The sequence below is a fragment of the Shewanella sp. SM21 genome, from assembly GCF_025654335.1.
Lineage (GTDB): Bacteria > Pseudomonadota > Gammaproteobacteria > Enterobacterales > Shewanellaceae > Shewanella > Shewanella oncorhynchi.
In genome coordinates, this window is the sequence record NZ_JAKKRL010000010.1 from 1 (window position 1) to 18,001 (window position 18,001).

The following is an 18,001-nucleotide window of genomic DNA, read 5'->3' on the forward strand; positions in this document are numbered from 1 at the left end:
GTAAAAATCGAGTATTAAACTCACCCCAAAAACACGACTACAGATAATGAAGTAACAGGTAATACCGGCCTTTGCAGATGCTGAGAGAGTACAAGGAGCATATGACTCCGAAAGGACGATAAGCAGCAAAGGCGCGGTTCTCATTAAGGCCAGAGAACAAAGATTCTCACAAACAGGTCGGATATACGTACGCAGTATTACTTTCTGTTACTCAAAAAGTGGTTGATCTATTCGAGGTGTCCATATATGGACTTGCTGCGTGTCGACGAGTCAATGCCATGGCAAGCCTATATGTGTGGATACCTGCCAATGTTAACCCACTAAAAACTCTAACTAAAGATGCAGGTCCTCCGGCACTACTTTCCAACACATTTCAGTCTAAAAATATGTTGCGTATATATTTTCAATCCACTGGTTACGCGAATGCTAAAAAGGTGAGCTAATGCCCTGGCGCGCCTATCACGGCAGCTATCTTAACAGCCGTCAGCAGGCCATTACAGCTACAAAAATAGCGATAAACCCAGTGAGTTTATCGCTATTTTGTTGTCTTGTTATTTCAGTATTCTTAAAGCACTAAATCGCACTTGAATGCTGATAATCCAAATTCACTATGCCACTATAGGCCGCACCATTGCTGATGCGGCAATGGATTACTTAACGATTTCCATCTCGGCTAATAAATTGTCGGCATGATCTAAATACTTCATTACCCACAGCATATAACGGCTGTCGACATGAATAGAACGGTTAATTTCATTATCAAATGCCCAACCGCCGATAATGCTTTCATACACACCGTCGAACAATAGGCCGACGAGTTCAGCACGGCCGTTTAAGGTCGGTGAGCCAGAATTTCCGCCAGTAGTATCTAAAGTTGATAAAAAGTTTACTGGTACAGAATCTATTGATTTCATATAGAAATCACCATATTGCTTCTGCTTAATCAGCTCTAACTCTTTCTTCGGTGCATCGAATGGGTCAACACCCGTGTCCTTTTGCACTATGCCTTCAAGGCGAGTGAATGGCACGGCCACTAAACCGTCTTTTGGCGAATAGCCTTTCACATGGCCAACTGTGACACGTAAGCTTGAGTTAGCATCAGCATACACTGGCTTACCTTGCTCTAGGTTGTAAGCAATAATGGCATCCATATATTGCGGACGCACCTTCATTAGTTCACCCGCTAATTCTTTTTCTTTCTTTTCTTCGGCCATATCTGTGTCATACATAGCGACAGCGAATTGAATGAAAGGATCTTTAGAGGCTTTAAAATCGGCAACGGATTTATCCATCCACGCCAGACGAACGTCTTTCTTACCTAACTCAGTTTTGGCGTACATTTTATCTAAGGTTTTCGAAAGCTTAGCTTCACTAAACTTTTTATCGATACCAAAGGCTTTATCCAATGCGGGTAGGCGCTGATCTTCTGGCAGTGCGGCGTAGCGTTTTAGCATGTCGAGCAATACCGCTTTATCAACGCTTGGCGCATAACGACGGTCGATACGCTCCATGCTGGCTTTTAGACGTGTCATATCACGATCTTGGAAGCCCGGTTCACGCTGCATATCTGGCAGTTGTTTCTCGTTCGCGAGGCGATATAAGCTGCGCGCCGTCGGCAACATAGTCGTACTGCCTATGTAGCTTAAGATCATGTCACGCTCTTGATGCGTTTTGCCTTTGGCAATCAAGGCATCTAATTCCGCTAAGGTTTTACCGTATTTCGCTTCACGACTGCTGTCTTTGGCTATCCACGCCGCAAGCTTAGCTTCGAGGGCTTTACGGTCAGCCAACATGGTTGATTTGCCGTAAAACTCGATCATAGAAGTGAAGTTTTTCGCGTAATTTGCAAGGCCAGCAATTTGACTCTCGTACTTAATACGCTCGTCACTGCCCTCTGGCGCGGTTTCTTTAATGATCTCAATAAAGCGTTCACGCAGCATTTTGCCTTCGGGATAAGCCCACTCAAACTCATTTTGAACTTCAGTAGCTGTGCGATATCTGTTGGTGCGACCTGGGTAGCCTGCAACCATCACAAAATCACCCTCACTCACACCTTTAGCCGAGACTTTTAAGAAACTTTTTGGCTCGTATGGCACGTTGTCAGCACTAAATTCTGCGGGTTTACCCGCTTTAGAGACATAAGCACGGTAGAAAGAAAAATCGCCGGTGTGACGTGGCCACATCCAGTTGTCTACATCGCCGCCGTATTTACCCACGCTCGCGGCTGGGTTATAGACTAAACGCACATCACGGATTTCCAGTTGTTTAACCAGATAATATTCGAGACCACCGTGAAAGCTATACACTTGGCAACGGTAACCATCTTCTTTTTCACATTCAGCAACTAAGGCTTTCTCTTGGCTTTCAACGCCTTGATAGAAGGCGCTACCCACTTTACCTTCAAGCCCGTTTTTAACTCGCTCAGTGACATTAGTGACATCTTCAGTCACATAGACACGTGAGCCAGGGGTCGCAGGTAATTCATCGGCGAAGGTCTTAGCTAAAAAACCATCCTGCAGCAGATTTTTCTCAGGAGTGGAATTGTATTGAATTGCCCCATATGCACAGTGATGGTTAGTCACGACTAGGCCCTTTGGCGATACAAATGATGCAGTGCAACCGCCAAGGCTTATCACGGCATTCATCGGGAATTCGGTGAGTTTAGAAATCGATTTTGCATCAATTTCAAGGCCTTTTGCTTTCAGCTCATCAGCCATAGCAGGCAGTTGATGGGGCTGCCACATACCTTCGTCAGCCTGTGCGCCAAAACTAGCGGCCACGGCAACTGTGAGTAACCATTTTTTCATTGTGTTAAGTCCGTTTTATGTGAATGAAGCCACGCGCAAGCTGGGCCATTTTATCGTTTTAATAGCGTTGTTTTAATTTTAAATAACTGTGCTAAAACCCAGCATCACTCGCTTTAAAACCTAAAAAGCAAAAAGTCAGGCCGGGGCCTGACTTTATCACATGCGACACTCTCTATAACAGACTTTGAAAAACTCGCTTACAAAGCAAATACATTTAATCAAAGTTACTCAGCCGCGTTGGCTAAAAAGCCACACCTATCGCAATGAATTAGATCCCAACAAATAGTTGGGCACCCACAATCACGGCACCTAACAAACCTGTAATGACTAACGCAACAGATCCGCCAGACACTTGATAACCCCCAAGCTGCGACTGACGTTGACGCAGTGCCATAACAATTGGCAAAAAGATGATCATCACGACCAATGGTACGGCCGCAAATCCCAGTACCGCCACAAAGCCTTCAGGCAAATACAAGGCACACAAAACAGGCGGAATAAAGGTCAGTAACCAAGTTTGAATACGGCCGGCAAACGTTTCTTTGGCGCGAGTTAATTCAGCGATAAAGTCATATAAACTTAAGGTCACACCGAGGAATGAGGTCACTAAGGCTAAATCAGCGAATAATGAAATACATTTGCTGATCCAAGGTGTATGAGCAATATCCTGTAATGCCGTGACGAGTGAAGGTAGTGAACCTTCAAAACTATTCACCTCATATCCGCCTACTGTGCCTAAAGTCACCAATAACCACAGAACATAACAAGCAAGTGGGATAGTCGAGCCGATTAACAACACCTTACGCAGTGATACCGCATCGCCATCGAGATAACGCACTAAAGTGGCGATACAGACGTGGAAACCAAACGAAGTAAACACTACGGGAATTGCCGCCATCCAATTGCTGGTCATAGACTCGGCAATCGCGCCAGTTGCCATGCTAGCAATACTGACTTCGGGCAATAAAAATAATACCACCACCACGAGCAATAGAATCATTAACGAAAATAGGAAACGTGAAACTTTATCGACCCAAGCAACACCTAGCGCCGCAAAGCCACCGAGCACGAGTGTAAATAACAACACTGCGACTTGATTATCGAGCACGATATCGAACATGTTCTTCGCTTTAAGCACTAATAACGAAGAGCCGCCGGTGAGATAAGCCGCGGTCAAGGCAAATAATAAACTCAGGAAAGAAGCACCTTGAATTATTTGACCTTTTTTACCCAGTAACTTACCCGTAATAGCATGCACGTTATCCCCCACGCCAGTGCGTAAGTTAATTTCGAGCATAAGTAATGAGGTATAGGCGGACACGCCCCAAATAACAACGAGTAACACTAAAGCAGGGATAATACCTAAAGCCGCTGTGGCTAAAGGTAACGCTAACATACCTGCGCCAATGGCCGTCCCGGCAACGATGGCGATCGAGCCTAACATTTTTGAATTCACACAATAGTCCTGTTCAATAATTAATTATTATTTTATTTGAGTAAGATTTGAACCGATAAAGCCTTGCGTCTTAAATCGAAATAAGCGACACATCACTTAAAGCATCCAATCAGATCTCGACCTAGCAGATCAATTGGCCCCAATAGCTTTTGAATGTTTCAACCCAGTAGCCATTGAGGCTAACTAAATCGATTATTGAAAAATGGCATGACTTTCAATTGTGATAGCCCAAATTAATGTACCGATATAAGCATCGATTAAATAGATAGTTTGGGACATTAACAGAGCCAAACCCAGTGGGCAAGCCAGTTGTGAACAAAGAAGGGTAGCAAACGGTACGGTAACAACTTAATAGCGCTGTGATAAACGAAAATATACAAGCCAACAAAATCGCTACCTTTGTTGAGAATACCTGTAATCTTGTATTAGGCTCGAATCAAAATAAAGCCGGTCTTTTTCCATCCGATGCAGACAAAAAGGGCTTAAACACACGGATATGTTTAAGCCCAATGACACCTTTTTGAAGCTAGGTTAGCTCAAAAAGTTAATTTACAGCTCAGTCCACGCCATAGCCCAAGAAGCGCCAACACCTGGTTCAAATCCTGTGGCAGAAGCCGACCACTGCACGCAATAGCCGCTATAAGGGAATGGCTTACATTGATACACTTTGCCATTTTTAGGCTGTAACACTGTAGTACCTGCAACGTAACCTTTCACGCCTGCTGGGAATACAAAATCAGCTTCTGGTGCAGGAGCTTGATCCTTTAAGAAGAGATCAAAGTTCTGCTGAATAACATCACCTTGCTTAGGCTCAGCTTTTACCTGCAAATGATAATGCCCAGCTTTAGGCTCAACGACGTCTAACACTAAGCTAGCACTGGTATTGTTAACAGTTTGGCTCACAAAACCTGCCGCTGTGCCATCATGGCTAAACAAATACGCTGACACTAGCATCTCGGCGTTACTGGTCACATCAAAGCTGACCTTCGCCGCACCATCGATAATTTGATAATCGTCGGCAAGTGAAGTGACTTCTAAGCTGTTGCCCGGAGCAGGAGCTAAATCAAATCCTACTTCGACACGCTCAATACCTGAGTTTTTCGCTGTAAAAATGTCGTTTTTGCCATACACAGGCTCAATCACACCCGATGCATTTTGTTGTCCCGCTTTTAACTGGGACTGCTGGGCATTAATCGCGCTCGCTAATAGGAAAGGCCAATTTTGTTTATCACCTTGAGTCGCATCACTAATGGTAATGACTGTTTGCTTAGCCGCTTGCTCACCATTGGCGTCAAACACCCGGGTCATCACTTTATCGCCTGCTTTTAGATCGAGTGACGGATTGATATCCCCCACATCTTGCCATTCACTCGGCACAACAGGACCCGAGCCCAAGTTCACATCGATAGCATTGTAGAAACTATTCGTCGTATCTCCAACTTCCCACACGGCCAAGATCACTTGATAACCACTGCGACCTTCTGGCACGTAGCAGTCATGGGTCACTAACTTAGGCGGCTGTTCCATACCACCATCAACTACGCAAAAGGGTGCTAAGTCAAAGCTCGCTCGGCTCAAAGCTTGGTTTGGGTTCCAATCTTGGCGAGTTAAATAGTAACGCCAATTACGGGTGACATGGTTTGCTGTGAACTGCCAACTGAACTTATTCCAGCCCGCTTTAATATCCGTCTTTGCCCAACGGCTCGGACTTTGTTCATCCAAAGGTGAAAAAGCACCATTGCCAGCACTCGCCAGTTTGCCATCAGCAGGACCTGATTCAGGAAAACCCGATGGCCCCTCAACACTTTGCGGCTCCCATTGCACCGCGCCACAATTGGCATTTTTACCTGTTTTACAGGCATATGAACGCGATTCAGGTGCCACAACATAACCGTGCGCCTGCGCAGAGATACTCACAAACGCATTCGTCGCCATTACTGCCGCGGCCAATAAACTCAATTTAGAAATAGGGGAAAAAACAGTAGGATTTGCCACTTTAATGCACTCCATTGATTGCCTATCATCCTAAACATAATGATAGGCTTAGATATAAAAGTGGTATTTGGGCAAACAACAGCATTAAACAGCAGTCGTTTATCTTTCACAGAAATCGAATTCTGCGGCAACTCCGCTATCTTAGTTCACTAAAAAATCCATTTACAACCTTAGACCGGAAGCTTTGCGTCCTAACTTTTCAATTAGTTTGCCAAATACAGTCGTTATCATTGAGTCACTACGAGTTAACAGTATGTAACCAAGTAGAAATGACTTGGCTAAATTAGCAACAAAAGACAACGTTGTCAAAAAATAATTCATTTATATTCATTAAGTTACAGAATGTGGATCGGTATTTTTCTGACACCTGTCAAACATTTATCAGCACCTACTGTTATAAACTCGTGCTTGAAACTAAATCTTACCTAGGTATAATGCCCACCTCGCTTCGGGGGAGTAGCTAACTGGATTTCGAGCCATCGTCATCTAGGGTGAACATCAACATACTTGGCAACATGCCATGGTGTTCACAGCAAATCATAGATTTGCCCAGCAAGACCTGAGCACAATGACCGCACCTAGGGGTGGACGGTTTATTGTGCTTATGTCATAACCACCCCTAAAGGATCACACTTGGAAGCCCTACTTGCCTCAACCTTTACGGTTGCTATCGCTGAAATTGGTGATAAAACTCAATTACTTGCACTAATCCTCGCCGCAAGATTTAAAAATAAAACCGCCATTATTTTAGGTATTTTGCTGTCGACATTATTTAACCATTTTGCCGCAGCTTGGATTGGCCAATGGGCCATTAACTGGGTAAGCCCAGATCTTGCACGTTATTTAGTGGCTGCGTCATTCTTCGCGATCGCTCTTTGGGTGTTAATCCCCGATAAAGTCGATGCAGAAGAGAGCCGTTTCTATAAAATGGGCCCCTTTCTCGCCACCTTTATCCTGTTTTTTATCGCCGAAATGGGGGATAAAACGCAAATCGCAACTGTGGTATTAGCCGCAAAATACGATTCATTAACTATGGTGGTTGCTGGCACAACCTTAGGCATGCTGCTTGCTAACGTACCCGTAGTGATCGCAGGCCACTTCAGCGCCGAAAAATTGCCTATGTTGTGGATACACCGTGGCTGCGCCATATTGTTCGCACTACTGGGTGTCGCGACCCTGTTCTTCTAAGAATCGAGGCAGGGGTTTTGCTGCAGAATAAAATTTCTTCACGCAATATTTTATTCTTTTAAACCTAACCTTTTTGCAAGTCGGTGCAAATTACCTGTATCGATTTGCAATATTCTTGCACACGCAGCCCAATTTTGTTGATTCGCGGCTAAAACTTGGCGAATAAGTTGACGCTGATATCTCTCAGTCGCAGCCTTAAGCCCCAGCATAACACTGGAATTATCTTGCGATTGTCGCTCACGACAGGCCGACTCAGACCTAAATACTAATTCACTGGCTGGCGTTGCGGCATCTGATGGTCTATCTTCGTCGACTGTTCTGTGTGCTTGATTCATCAAAGAATCGAGCTGAAAATGTTTATCACTTAAGCTGATGTAAGCCGTTTTTAGCTCGGCTTTCGCCAACACCGCAGCCCTGTGTATCGCATGCTCTAGCTCACGCACATTACCCGGCCATGTGTATTGCTCTAATAACTGCTGCGCTGCGGGTGTGATATTGATATGGGTGAGTCCTAACTTCGCTTTACAACGTTCAAGAAAAAAACCTGTCAGCATAACAATATCTTGCCCACGCTCTCTTAATGGTGCTACGTGGATAGGAAATACGCTCAACCTATGGTAAAGATCGAAACGAAAGCGCCCTTCCGTTGCCTCTTGGTGCAAAATTCGATTAGTGGCAGCAATAATCCGAGTATTCACTTTTAGGCTCTTATCACTGCCCACTCGCTGTAATTCACCGTATTGTAAAACCCTCAATAACTTAGCTTGCAGCCCCAAGGGAAGCTCCCCGATTTCATCTAAAAACAAGGTCCCCTTGTCAGCGAGTTCAAACTTGCCTTGCCTATGACTGATTGCCCCCGTAAATGCCCCTTTTACATGCCCAAATAACTCGCTTTCGGCGACGGACTCAGGCAGTGCAGCGCAGTTCAAATAGATAAGTGATTTATCGGCTCTGGTCGATTGATTATGTATCGCCGCAGCCACTAACTCCTTACCCACCCCTGTTTCGCCGGTAATTAATACCGATAAATCAGTGCCTGCCACAGCACTTATCTGCTGCTTTAGCGATTGGATCTGTGTGGATTGCCCTATGATCTCCTGCTGACTAGCAGGACGATTGAGCACCTCAGTGCCATTGGAAACTTCAACAACTTGGGATTCTAGCTGTTGCATCAATAACGCAGTATTAAGACTGGCTGCGGCCAGTGCGCTGATCACACGCAACTCGCTATCACTAAAACCATCAAACTGATGAGGGTTGAAACCATCAATGGTGAGCGCCCCAATTAAGCGATCGTTCGCGATTAGTGGTAAACCAATGCAAGCATGTACATGTAAGTTCGCACTATGATGTGGAATTAAACCATCATACGGATCGGGAAGTTCACTGTCGGCAGGGAAACGAACCACATCGCCAGCACGGGCGATAGCCTCTAATCTCGGATGCTCACTAATTTGAAAGCGCCGCCCTAACACTTCGGCAAAGAGCCCATCTATCGCCAAGGGGACAAATTGCTGCTCCCGAAATGCCAATAATGCCGCAGCATCACAATTGACACGCCGCCTGACCACTGCCAACAAACGCTCAAATCTGTCTTGCGTCGACACGCCGACAGTTAAATCTAAGGCTAACTGAGTTAAATCAGCATGGGCACTCATAGCACATCCACAGTCAAATAAAGTCATATTGACAACAGTGTAATGTCAATTTGACCAATATCAAATTGTCATTATGACACCAACAAGTGATTTCAAATGTTGAAATACGTTAATACCAATAAAAATCAACGCCTTACAATGTTGGCATAGTGAGTGCAATAAGAGATTTAACTAAATAAGCAAGATTTACGTAGCGCATTCATTATTAATTATCACAGGTGTATTTATGACTATTCATGTAAAAAACAATATCCACTGGGTGGGTCAACGCGATTGGGAAGTGCAAGATTTTCATGGTACTGAGTACAAAATAACTAAAGGCACAAGCTACAATAGCTACCTTATCCGTGAAGAAAAAACCGTGTTAATTGATACAGTTGATCATCGTTTTAGCCAGCAATTCTTACAAAATCTTGAAGCTGAAATTAATTTAACCGACATAGACTATATTGTGATGAACCATGCAGAGGAAGACCACTCAGGCGCCCTGACTGCATTAATGGCCAAAATTCCTAACACTCCAATTTACTGCAGTGAAAATGCGGTCGACTCCATTGTAGGACATCACCACCACCCAGAATGGAATTTCATTACCGTAAAGACAGGGGATAGTTTAGCGATAGGCAATGGTAAGCAACTGATATTTATCGAAGCACCTATGTTGCATTGGCCAGATAGCATGATGACATACCTCACCGAAGATGCGGTTTTATTCAGTAACGATGCCTTTGGCCAACACTATTGCGACGAACATTTATTCAATGATGAGGTTGATCAAAATGAATTAATGGAACAATGCCTACGGTACTACTCAAACATTTTAACGCCCTTTAGCAGCCTAGTGACGGCTAAAATTCACGAAGTATTAAGCTTTAATTTACCTGTAGATATGATCGCAACTTCACACGGCATTGTGTGGCGTGATAATCCTGCCCAAATTATTCACCAATATTTAGCTTGGGCCGACGCTTATCAAGAAGACCGCATCACGATTTTCTACGACTCTATGTCCAATAATACTCGCATGATGGCCGACGGTATTGCTCAAGGTATTCATGATGTTGACCCCAATGTAGCAGTAAAAGTGTATAACGTCGCACGTCATGATAAAAACGAAATCCTTGCACAGGCATTTAGGTCAAAAGGTATTTTAGTCGGCTCATCCACCATGAATAATGTGATGATGCCTAAAATTGCCGCCATGCTTGAAGAAATCACGGGCCTGCGTTTTCGCAATAAAAAGGCGGCAGCTTTTGGTAGTTATGGCTGGAATGGCGGCGCAGTCGATAGAATTCACACTCGTTTGATGGATGCTGGTTTTGAAACCTCGGTGGGATTAAAAGTCAAATGGCGTCCCGATCGAGATGCGATGCAAGAATGCCGTCAGCACGGCCAGCGAATCGCGCGAGAATGGGCATTGCGGCCCCTTGATAGCGCGAATAGTCGCTCTATCATTAATCAAGTCATGTCAAAACCTAGCCAAGCCACCACGGCCAGTCAAACAGCTGAAAACACTGCTACTAATAACGTCCCTGTGACGGCACCGATTGCAACAAACGCGTGCGAATTAAATGATACACAATCAATGATTTGCACCGTTTGCCAATGGGTTTACGACCCTGAAAAAGGAGAACCTAATCAAGATGTCATTGCTGGCACACCTTGGACTCAAGTGGCCGAAGACTTCCTCTGTCCCGAATGTGGCCTAGGTAAAAGCGTTTTCGCTGTCATAAAAAATGAGGTGACTAATGCCTAAGCCAATCGTCATTATCGGCAGTGGATTCGCGGCATATCAGCTAGTCAAAACACTGCGACGTTTAAACCGCGAACAACCGATTACAGTTATCACAGCCGACTCTGGTGACGAATACCATAAACCAGATTTAAGCCATGTGTTTAGCCTTAAAAAAATGGCGTCAGACCTCATAAAATTGACCGCGACTGAATTTGCACATGAGCAACAAATTGATGTAATAAATCACTGTGAAGTCATAAAAATAGATAAAGTTCGTCAGGTAGTCTGTTGCCATCAAGGACGCGAAATTGCGTACAAAAAATTAGTGCTTGCCACGGGTGCACGGCCCTTTATTCCACCTATAGAGGGAGATGGCGTCGATATCATCCACACAGTTAACAGCTTAATAGAATATCAGGCCTGCGAAGCAGACATCCATGGCGCGAGGAGAGTACTGGTTATCGGTGCTGGTTTGGTCGGAGTTGAACTGGCAATGGACTTAGCAACTGCAGGTAAGCAAGTGTTTTTGGTCGATCCACAAGCGAGCTTAATGCCGAATATGCTACCCGAAATGTTAAACCACAAACTGACCGCTGTACTAAAGCAGCATAACGTCACAGTGCAATTGCAAACCCGAGTCAGCCAACTGCAACACCAAGATGGCAGTATCTCTGTGTGCCTAGATAATGACCAACGGTTTATTTGTGATGCGGTTATCTGTGCAGCCGGACTGATCCCTAACAGTCAACTTGCCCAGCATGCGGGGCTAGAGGTCAATAAAGGTATCGTCGTTAACGAATGCTTACAAACCAACGATGCCCATATTTATGCGCTAGGTGATTGCGCCCAAATCAACGGCCAAAATAGGGCCTATTTGCAACCTGCGTTACTGAGCGCCAATGCGCTGGCGAACACATTACTGAACCAACCGACAGCAGTGAATTTTCCCGCCATGCTCATTAAAGTGAAAACGCCACTGTTACCTATGCAGCTCAGCGGTATAACAGTGAATGGCGTCTATCGCTGGCAAGTCGATATTGATGCTCAAGGAAGCTGTATTAAAGCATTCGACGTGGATGAAACATTTATAGGATTTATCGTAACCGAGGATAAAATGCAGCAAGCATTTGGATTGTTAAAGCAGCTAAATAGCCCTAATGCAGCGCTCATCGCGGCCTAAGAGCACATTAACGAGAATGTTAATATTGTTGTCGCTGATAATAAAAACTGAGTAGAGGCTTTCTACTCAGTTTTATCGTTTCCACTATTATTCAAACATTCGCAACAGCAACAGTTTAAAGACCTAATGCCGCTTTAATACGTTGTCCGTAATCCGCATCGGCTTGAGTAAAATGCGCCACCATACGTTGCTGCACATCTAAACTCGCTTGACTTAATGAACCCGAAATTGTTGCCACTAGGCGCGCTTTCTCAGCTTCAGAGAAGATGCGATACAAATTACCCGCTTGGGTATAATCGTCTTGGTTATAACGACTGTAACGCGCCGCTTCACCTTCTAAACGCAATGGTGGTTCGCTAAAGTTTACTGGCTCAACCAAGGCATCAGCAGTGCTGTTCGGGCCATAGTTTGCCGAAGCATCAGCACCAGTTTGGCTGCCATGGTAAGGACATTGTGTACCCGCCATCGCACCTGCACGTTGATGGTGATTTGCCTTAGCGGCATGCGGGCAGTTCACTGGCAATTGGTTGTAGTTAGCACCAATGCGGTAACGCTGCGCATCGGCGTAGGCAAATAAACGCGCTTGTAACATCTTGTCTGGTGAAGCCCCGACGCCTGGGACCAAATTGCTCGGTGCCAATGCCACTTGCTCAACTTCAGCAAAGTAGTTTTGTGGCAGACGATTCAGCTCTAATACACCAATCTCAAGTAATGGATAGTCGCTATGCGGCCAAACCTTAGTTAAATCAAATGGATTGATATGGTAAGTATTGGCATCCGCCTCAGGCATAATCTGCACATTAACTGTCCAACGCGGGAAGTTACCATCAGTAATAGCAACCACCATATCGCGCTGCGATGAATCGGGATCAATCCCTTTTAATTTATCAGCCTGTTCATTGGTTAAGTTGACCACACCTTGCTGCGATTTAAAGTGGAACTTCACCCAGAAACGCTCGCCCTTGGCATTCCACAGCGAGAAAGTGTGTGAACCATAACCGTGCATTTGACGGTAGTTCGCCGGAATACCACGATCCGACATCAAAATGGTCACTTGATGCATGGCTTCTGGGTTCAATGACCAAAAGTCCCACATAGCCTGCGGATCTTTTAAGTTTGTCTTAGGATTACGCTTTTGCGTATGGATAAAGTCTGGAAACTTAATCCCATCTCGTAAGAAAAAGGTCGGCGTATTATTACCCACGATATCGTGATTACCACGGGCAGTATAAAAACGTAAACCAAAGCCACGTGGATCGCGCTCTGCGTCGGCAGAACCCATTTCTCCACCTACGGTTGAGAAACGAATAAAGGTTTCGGTTTGCTTACCAACACCATTGAAATGGTCAGCAATGGTGTAATCGCTTAAATCTTTAGTCAGCGTAAATGTGCCGTAAACCCCAGTACCTTTAGCATGCACGATACGCTCAGGAATACGCTCACGGTTGAAATGGGCTAACTTTTCAATTAAATGCCAATCTTGTAATAGCAGAGGACCACGTTCACCCGCCGACAGTGAGTTTTGATCGTCGGCCACTGGGGCGCCGTTTTGGCTCGTTAAGTACTGACTTGTTTGATGTTGTTGACTCATGCCCTGCTCCTTAGTCTTGATTGCTGGTTAACCAGGTTTCAATTAAATCGTAAATGGTGGCCATGGTTTATCTCCTTGGCTGGCGACGTGTTGTCGATAGAGCAAGAATAGAGAATTACCACTTGAGAATAAAACGATTAAACTAGATTTATACAATCTAAAAAAAAGATTAAAAATGAGTTTAGCAAGACAGTTAATGAATTACACGGACTCACAGCCAATGGTCCGCTCACATCACTTAAGATGCTGTTGAAAAACCAAATAGCTGCTCAGGACAATGGAGCGAAGTGCGGTGCGAGAAAGCGGAGTTAAGCTGATACACTGCCATTAACTGCTGGATAAGTCGGCTTCACGATAAAGCTTAACCAAATAATAAGTGTCAATCAGCACGATAAAAAAGTTAACTAAGGCAACAGGATAAGCCCCAATTGCCACACCGTAGGCCACAAATAAAGCCGCACCAATGAGATTCCACCAGCGCAGTTTCTTAATGTTTGACATCATCAGTGATATTGCAACGACCACTGAAGCTAAATAACCAACCCATTCCCAAATTGTAGCGTTATCCATATCCAATCCTTATCTATATATTATTTAAATCAAACGATTGATACGCCATTCACACCACAGGTAATAAGCTGGCTCATTGCATTTAGCATTTAGCATTTAGCGTTTAACGACAGCCGCCGTCATCCGTGAAATACAAGTCAGTTCACCCGCACTGTTGTGGATTAAAATCTCCCATACAGAGCTGCGCTTCCCTAAGTGGATAGGCTTAGCCGTGGCGGTTAATACCCCATTACGGGAAGCCCGTAAGTGGTTAGCGTTAATTTCTTGACCGACACAATAGTACTGCTCAAAATCCACCGCGAAATTTGCCGCATAGCTGGCAACGGTTTCAGCAAGCGCGACATTCGCGCCACCATGCACTATGCCCAAAGGGTTATGCACCGCCGGACTGGCTGGCATAGTGGCCTTCATGTAATCGTCGCCAATCTCACTGATCTCAATTCCTAAAGTCTGCATCAAGGTGCCTTTGCCACCCATACCGGCGTCTAAACGCGCGCAATCCTCTAACGTTACAGCTCTAAACCAAATACTCATTGCAACTTCCTAGTCAATAAAACCAATCAGCAGTTTACTGTGAAGTGGATGAAGTTCAACTAGTTTACTCTCAGCTGGTCACATCAATATCAGCAAAAATAAGGCTCAAACTAACCAAGATTTAACGGTACTTAGCTGACTAAACCAGACAAGAAATAATCCCCACACCACGACTACACTTGGCATAATTAACGCGTCAGCTCCTAGCACCACAGCCGCTTGCTGAATGCAAAATACATAGGTCATTTGCAACAAAATAGCGATAAGCGAGGCGACCAACACTTTATAAGCAATTAATTTTCTGAATAACAATAATAGGCATCCTAGAACCCCTGAAACCACGGCAAAGCCAAACACAGCATCAACCCAAATTGGCGTCGTTTCATAGAGTTTAATTTGATCTGGGCTCATCTGTGCGAGTGCATCTGGCGTCATAGTCATTTGCATCACAAAAGCCATCAGCCCCATGATATTCCACAACAAACTGAGCGTTGCGACAAAGTAAAACCACAGTGGCGCCTTGATATTCATGGTTTTCAGCGGATTTGAGGTGGTATCCATACTCACTCCTAATAAAAACTGAAAAAAAGAGATAAAAAAGGGATGGTTAACCATCCCTTTGTTTCAGTCTAGCTCACAAATTGCACTTGTGAGTTAACCCCATATACAGGTTAACGGCGACGACGCTGCAAACCAAACAAGGACATCAGTGCTAAACCTAAATAACCTAAAGCACCGCCATCATCTTTAGGCTTTGGCTCAGGTTTTGGCGGCACTACTGGCGCAGGATAACTTAAAGCAACAATCACAGGATCATGATCCGATGCAGAAAAAGCATTTTCAGATTTAGCCAGATCACCAGAGAACTTCTTACCGTATTCAAACAGGCTAGATTCCACTGAGTTGATATGCCAATCTTCAATATCCACTAAACGTTTGGCTAGGCTAGCATTGGCTAAAGCATGATCTAAGTTACCTAACTCGCCGTTATAGCTATAAGAGAAAGTGCTTGCACCGTGGGCTTTCGTGTTCAAGTTGATAAAGCCATAACCTTTTTCAATCTTGCTGCCTTGGCGCTCAAACACTTTGCCGTCGAGCGTCGTCCACGAAGCGGTCAGGATGTCACGCTCTGACTTGCTCGCATCGAAGTCGGTTAGTACACGGATAGGATCCTCCATACCATAGGCATTCATATCACCGATGATCAGTAAGTCGCCTTTCACGTCTTTTAGCGTTTCACCCAAGACTTTGGCTGCAGATACGCGGAAAGCATTACACTTGCCCTGTTGATCGGCAGGATCAACTGACTCTTCGAAGTTAGCCCAATCTTCTAAACAGCCTGAGCCTTTAGATTTCAAATGGTTAACGACTACGGTCAGAGACTCATCATGGATTTTAAAGGTTTGCGCTAAGCTGTGACGTTGATAAGCATCATTGCCAGGGTTAGTCTCAGTTTTGCCATCTTTTGTGCGAGTCACGCTGCCAGCACTGGCGTGCTGTTCTGGAGTACCGATAACTTGTGCAGCCCCTGCTAAAGCCACTTTACCACCACGGTATAACATGCCGACAGTAATCGCATCTGTGCCAAAGTACTTGCCGTCATACTTATCAGCATCGGTGATTTCAACAAAGCTATAGGCGTTTTCAGGCGTCTGCTTGTCATTTAGTGCATCGACTAAATCCTTAATCGCACTCTTCTCACCAAAACCGTTGTTAGCAATTTCCATCAAACCGACGATATCGGCGTTCATGGCGGTAATAGCGCTAACGATTTTAGTACGTTGTAGCACCATTTCTTCCAGCGTTAGGGCGCCACGGTTACTGCCTGATGGATTGGTATCGCCACCATCAACATCGTTAAAGAAGTTCAGCACGTTAAAGCTAGCCACGCGCAGATCTCCCTTAGTTGCAACACTTGGGGCTTCGGTTCTATCGTCACCACGGATAAAATCACCCGCTGTAATAGTATTAGTCGCTACTAAACGATAAGCGCCGTAGCTGTAACCAATCACACCTTGCAGGTTAGTCAGTTGATCGCCAACACGGATGTAACCCGTTTCCACATTGAAATCAGGGAAGTATGGAATAACACCATTGGCAGGCTTGTAATCGGATTCGATAAAGAGTTGGTTTTCGCGGTTAGATTTAACTAATGCCGTTGCTTCAGCAGAAAGCGCTGGATACAGCTGTGTAGGCTTCATTAAAGGCGCTTGATATGACACTAGCATGTTATTGCGACTACCCGCATAGTCAAAGCTGAAGGTACGGCTGATTTTAAGATCACTGCCCGCATCTAAGGCCACATTCATGCCTTCATAGCGCTCTAATGCTTGCGCTAAGGTTTCACCATCGGCCACATAGAAAGGCGCGGCAACAGGGACTTCACCCTTAGCGCCAACATCAAATTTCTTATCGGCTTTAATATCGATTTGAGTTAAGCCAAAGTATTCTTTCACTTTACCCTGCACACAAACTTCAACCCCAGGTTGAATCGCTTCAGGTGCCGCTTCACCTAAGAATACAAATACACCATCAGAGGTATACGGTGAGTTATCACCCTTAACTTCTTGTAAGTAAAAACCTTTAAACAAGCTTTCACCACGGGCAGTCACTACGCCACGCACTGTCACTTCGGCTTCAGATTCGAATGCCCCTGCTGGTACAAATGGGCTCGACTCGCCCGCACCTTGTACTTGATAAATAGGCACAATTGTAGCGCCAGTACAGCTAAAGAGCGGCACTTCTGGCTCAGCAGGCGTTTCTAGAGAACCTAAACCTGAGAAGGTGTCTTTAGGTAATTGTTCCCACTGGGCGGCATTAAATACTGTATTCGCCACTAACGCATCTAATTTACGTTTTAAGGTAACGTCTAATCCCCAACCCGTTGGCGTCGGCACATCACCAATAATATCGATGACGGCATCATCTTTCATTAAGGCAACTGCATCACCGCCATTAAAACTTAAACTACCAGAGTAACTATCAACCCCTTGAGCAACAGTAATAGTACCGCTAGTATTTAAAATAACTTTTGTCGATTTTGCCGCAATAGTTTGACCACCTAAAGCCACCATATCCGACGCAACAGTAGCACCATCTTTATAACGAACCAGTTTATAACCCGCGAGATCAATTGCCGTATCGCCGCTGTTATACAGTTCAATCGCTTTATTATTTGAGCTACCTTCAACATATTCGGTGATCATCACATCTGCGCTTGCCATCATAGGCAAAGCCGCTGCTACAGCTAAAGAAATAGCCGTTAATTTATTAACATTATCCATATC

12 protein-coding genes and 1 riboswitch are annotated in these 18,001 nt (G+C 44.8%); of the genes, 3 read left to right on the forward strand and 9 right to left on the reverse strand.

Annotated features, from left to right (window positions below; all coding sequences use genetic code 11):
* Positions 1–650: 650 nt before the first annotated feature.
* From L5L94_RS14460 to gbpA, 3 genes are all read right to left on the reverse strand, one after another.
* Positions 651–2,807: a S46 family peptidase gene (locus L5L94_RS14460; RefSeq protein ID WP_198572959.1), complete on the reverse strand. Its 2,157-nt coding sequence runs from the start codon at positions 2,805–2,807 to the stop codon at positions 651–653.
* A gap of 268 nt (positions 2,808–3,075) precedes the next feature.
* Positions 3,076–4,251 carry an aromatic amino acid transport family protein gene (locus L5L94_RS14465; RefSeq protein WP_263163872.1) on the reverse strand — a complete coding sequence of 392 codons (1,176 nt, stop codon included), beginning with the start codon at positions 4,249–4,251 and terminating at the stop codon, positions 3,076–3,078.
* Positions 4,252–4,812: 561 nt separating this feature from the next.
* Positions 4,813–6,258: an N-acetylglucosamine-binding protein GbpA gene (gene gbpA / locus L5L94_RS14470; RefSeq protein ID WP_263163748.1), complete on the reverse strand. Its 1,446-nt coding sequence runs from the start codon at positions 6,256–6,258 to the stop codon at positions 4,813–4,815.
* A gap of 123 nt (positions 6,259–6,381) precedes the next feature.
* A riboswitch (cyclic di-GMP riboswitch) is annotated at positions 6,382–6,481 on the reverse strand.
* Between the two features lie 410 nt (positions 6,482–6,891).
* Here gbpA and L5L94_RS14475 point away from each other — a divergent pair.
* Positions 6,892–7,446, forward strand: coding sequence for a TMEM165/GDT1 family protein (locus L5L94_RS14475; RefSeq protein WP_028761588.1), 555 nt, complete (start codon positions 6,892–6,894; stop codon positions 7,444–7,446).
* A gap of 50 nt (positions 7,447–7,496) precedes the next feature.
* Here the strand turns inward: L5L94_RS14475 and norR are convergent, their stop codons facing one another.
* On the reverse strand, positions 7,497–9,104 hold the full coding sequence (gene norR, locus L5L94_RS14480) for a nitric oxide reductase transcriptional regulator NorR (protein WP_263163749.1): 1,608 nt from the start codon (positions 9,102–9,104) through the stop codon (positions 7,497–7,499).
* Between the two features lie 226 nt (positions 9,105–9,330).
* Between norR and norV the strand changes: the two genes are divergently transcribed.
* Positions 9,331–10,860 (forward strand): anaerobic nitric oxide reductase flavorubredoxin, encoded by a 1,530-nt coding sequence (gene norV, locus L5L94_RS14485; RefSeq protein ID WP_263141745.1) that lies wholly within the window; start codon positions 9,331–9,333, stop codon positions 10,858–10,860.
* On the forward strand, positions 10,853–12,019 hold the full coding sequence (norW, locus tag L5L94_RS14490; RefSeq protein WP_168824924.1) for an NADH:flavorubredoxin reductase NorW: 1,167 nt from the start codon (positions 10,853–10,855) through the stop codon (positions 12,017–12,019). Before norV ends, norW begins: the two co-directional genes overlap by 8 nt.
* A 115-nt stretch (positions 12,020–12,134) precedes the next feature.
* Here the strand turns inward: norW and katB are convergent, their stop codons facing one another.
* The 5 genes from katB to exeM form a co-directional block, all read right to left on the reverse strand.
* Positions 12,135–13,610, reverse strand: coding sequence for a catalase KatB (katB, locus tag L5L94_RS14495; RefSeq protein WP_263163750.1), 1,476 nt, complete (start codon positions 13,608–13,610; stop codon positions 12,135–12,137).
* Between the two features lie 327 nt (positions 13,611–13,937).
* Positions 13,938–14,180: a YgjV family protein gene (locus L5L94_RS14500; RefSeq protein WP_028761593.1), complete on the reverse strand. Its 243-nt coding sequence runs from the start codon at positions 14,178–14,180 to the stop codon at positions 13,938–13,940.
* Positions 14,181–14,276: 96 nt separating this feature from the next.
* On the reverse strand, positions 14,277–14,714 hold the full coding sequence (locus tag L5L94_RS14505) for a PaaI family thioesterase (RefSeq protein WP_028761594.1): 438 nt from the start codon (positions 14,712–14,714) through the stop codon (positions 14,277–14,279).
* A 105-nt stretch (positions 14,715–14,819) separates the two neighbouring features.
* The gene (locus L5L94_RS14510) at positions 14,820–15,275 is read right to left on the reverse strand and encodes a hypothetical protein (RefSeq protein ID WP_263163751.1); all 456 of its coding nucleotides are present in this window, start codon (positions 15,273–15,275) and stop codon (positions 14,820–14,822) included.
* A gap of 110 nt (positions 15,276–15,385) precedes the next feature.
* A complete protein-coding gene (gene exeM, locus L5L94_RS14515) occupies positions 15,386–17,998 on the reverse strand; it encodes an extracellular exonuclease ExeM (protein ID WP_263163752.1) in 2,613 nt (870 codons plus the stop codon).
* Between the last annotated feature and the right edge of the window lie 3 nt (positions 17,999–18,001).

Bases quoted from the DNA above. Each gene is read 5' to 3' on its own strand.
- L5L94_RS14460 (WP_198572959.1), bottom strand. From the start codon at position 2,807: ATGAAAAAATGGTTACTCACAGTTGCCGTGGCCGCTAGTTTTGGCGCA.
- L5L94_RS14465 (WP_263163872.1), bottom strand. From the start codon at position 4,251: ATGTTAGGCTCGATCGCCATCGTTGCCGGGACGGCCATTGGCGCAGGT.
- norR (WP_263163749.1), bottom strand. From the start codon at position 9,104: ATGAGTGCCCATGCTGATTTAACTCAGTTAGCCTTAGATTTAACTGTC.
- norV (WP_263141745.1), top strand. From the start codon at position 9,331: ATGACTATTCATGTAAAAAACAATATCCACTGGGTGGGTCAACGCGAT.
- norW (WP_168824924.1), top strand. From the start codon at position 10,853: ATGCCTAAGCCAATCGTCATTATCGGCAGTGGATTCGCGGCATATCAG.
- katB (WP_263163750.1), bottom strand. From the start codon at position 13,610: ATGAGTCAACAACATCAAACAAGTCAGTACTTAACGAGCCAAAACGGC.
- L5L94_RS14500 (WP_028761593.1), bottom strand. From the start codon at position 14,180: ATGGATAACGCTACAATTTGGGAATGGGTTGGTTATTTAGCTTCAGTG.
- L5L94_RS14505 (WP_028761594.1), bottom strand. From the start codon at position 14,714: ATGAGTATTTGGTTTAGAGCTGTAACGTTAGAGGATTGCGCGCGTTTA.
- L5L94_RS14510 (WP_263163751.1), bottom strand. From the start codon at position 15,275: ATGGATACCACCTCAAATCCGCTGAAAACCATGAATATCAAGGCGCCA.
- exeM (WP_263163752.1), bottom strand. From the start codon at position 17,998: ATGGATAATGTTAATAAATTAACGGCTATTTCTTTAGCTGTAGCAGCG.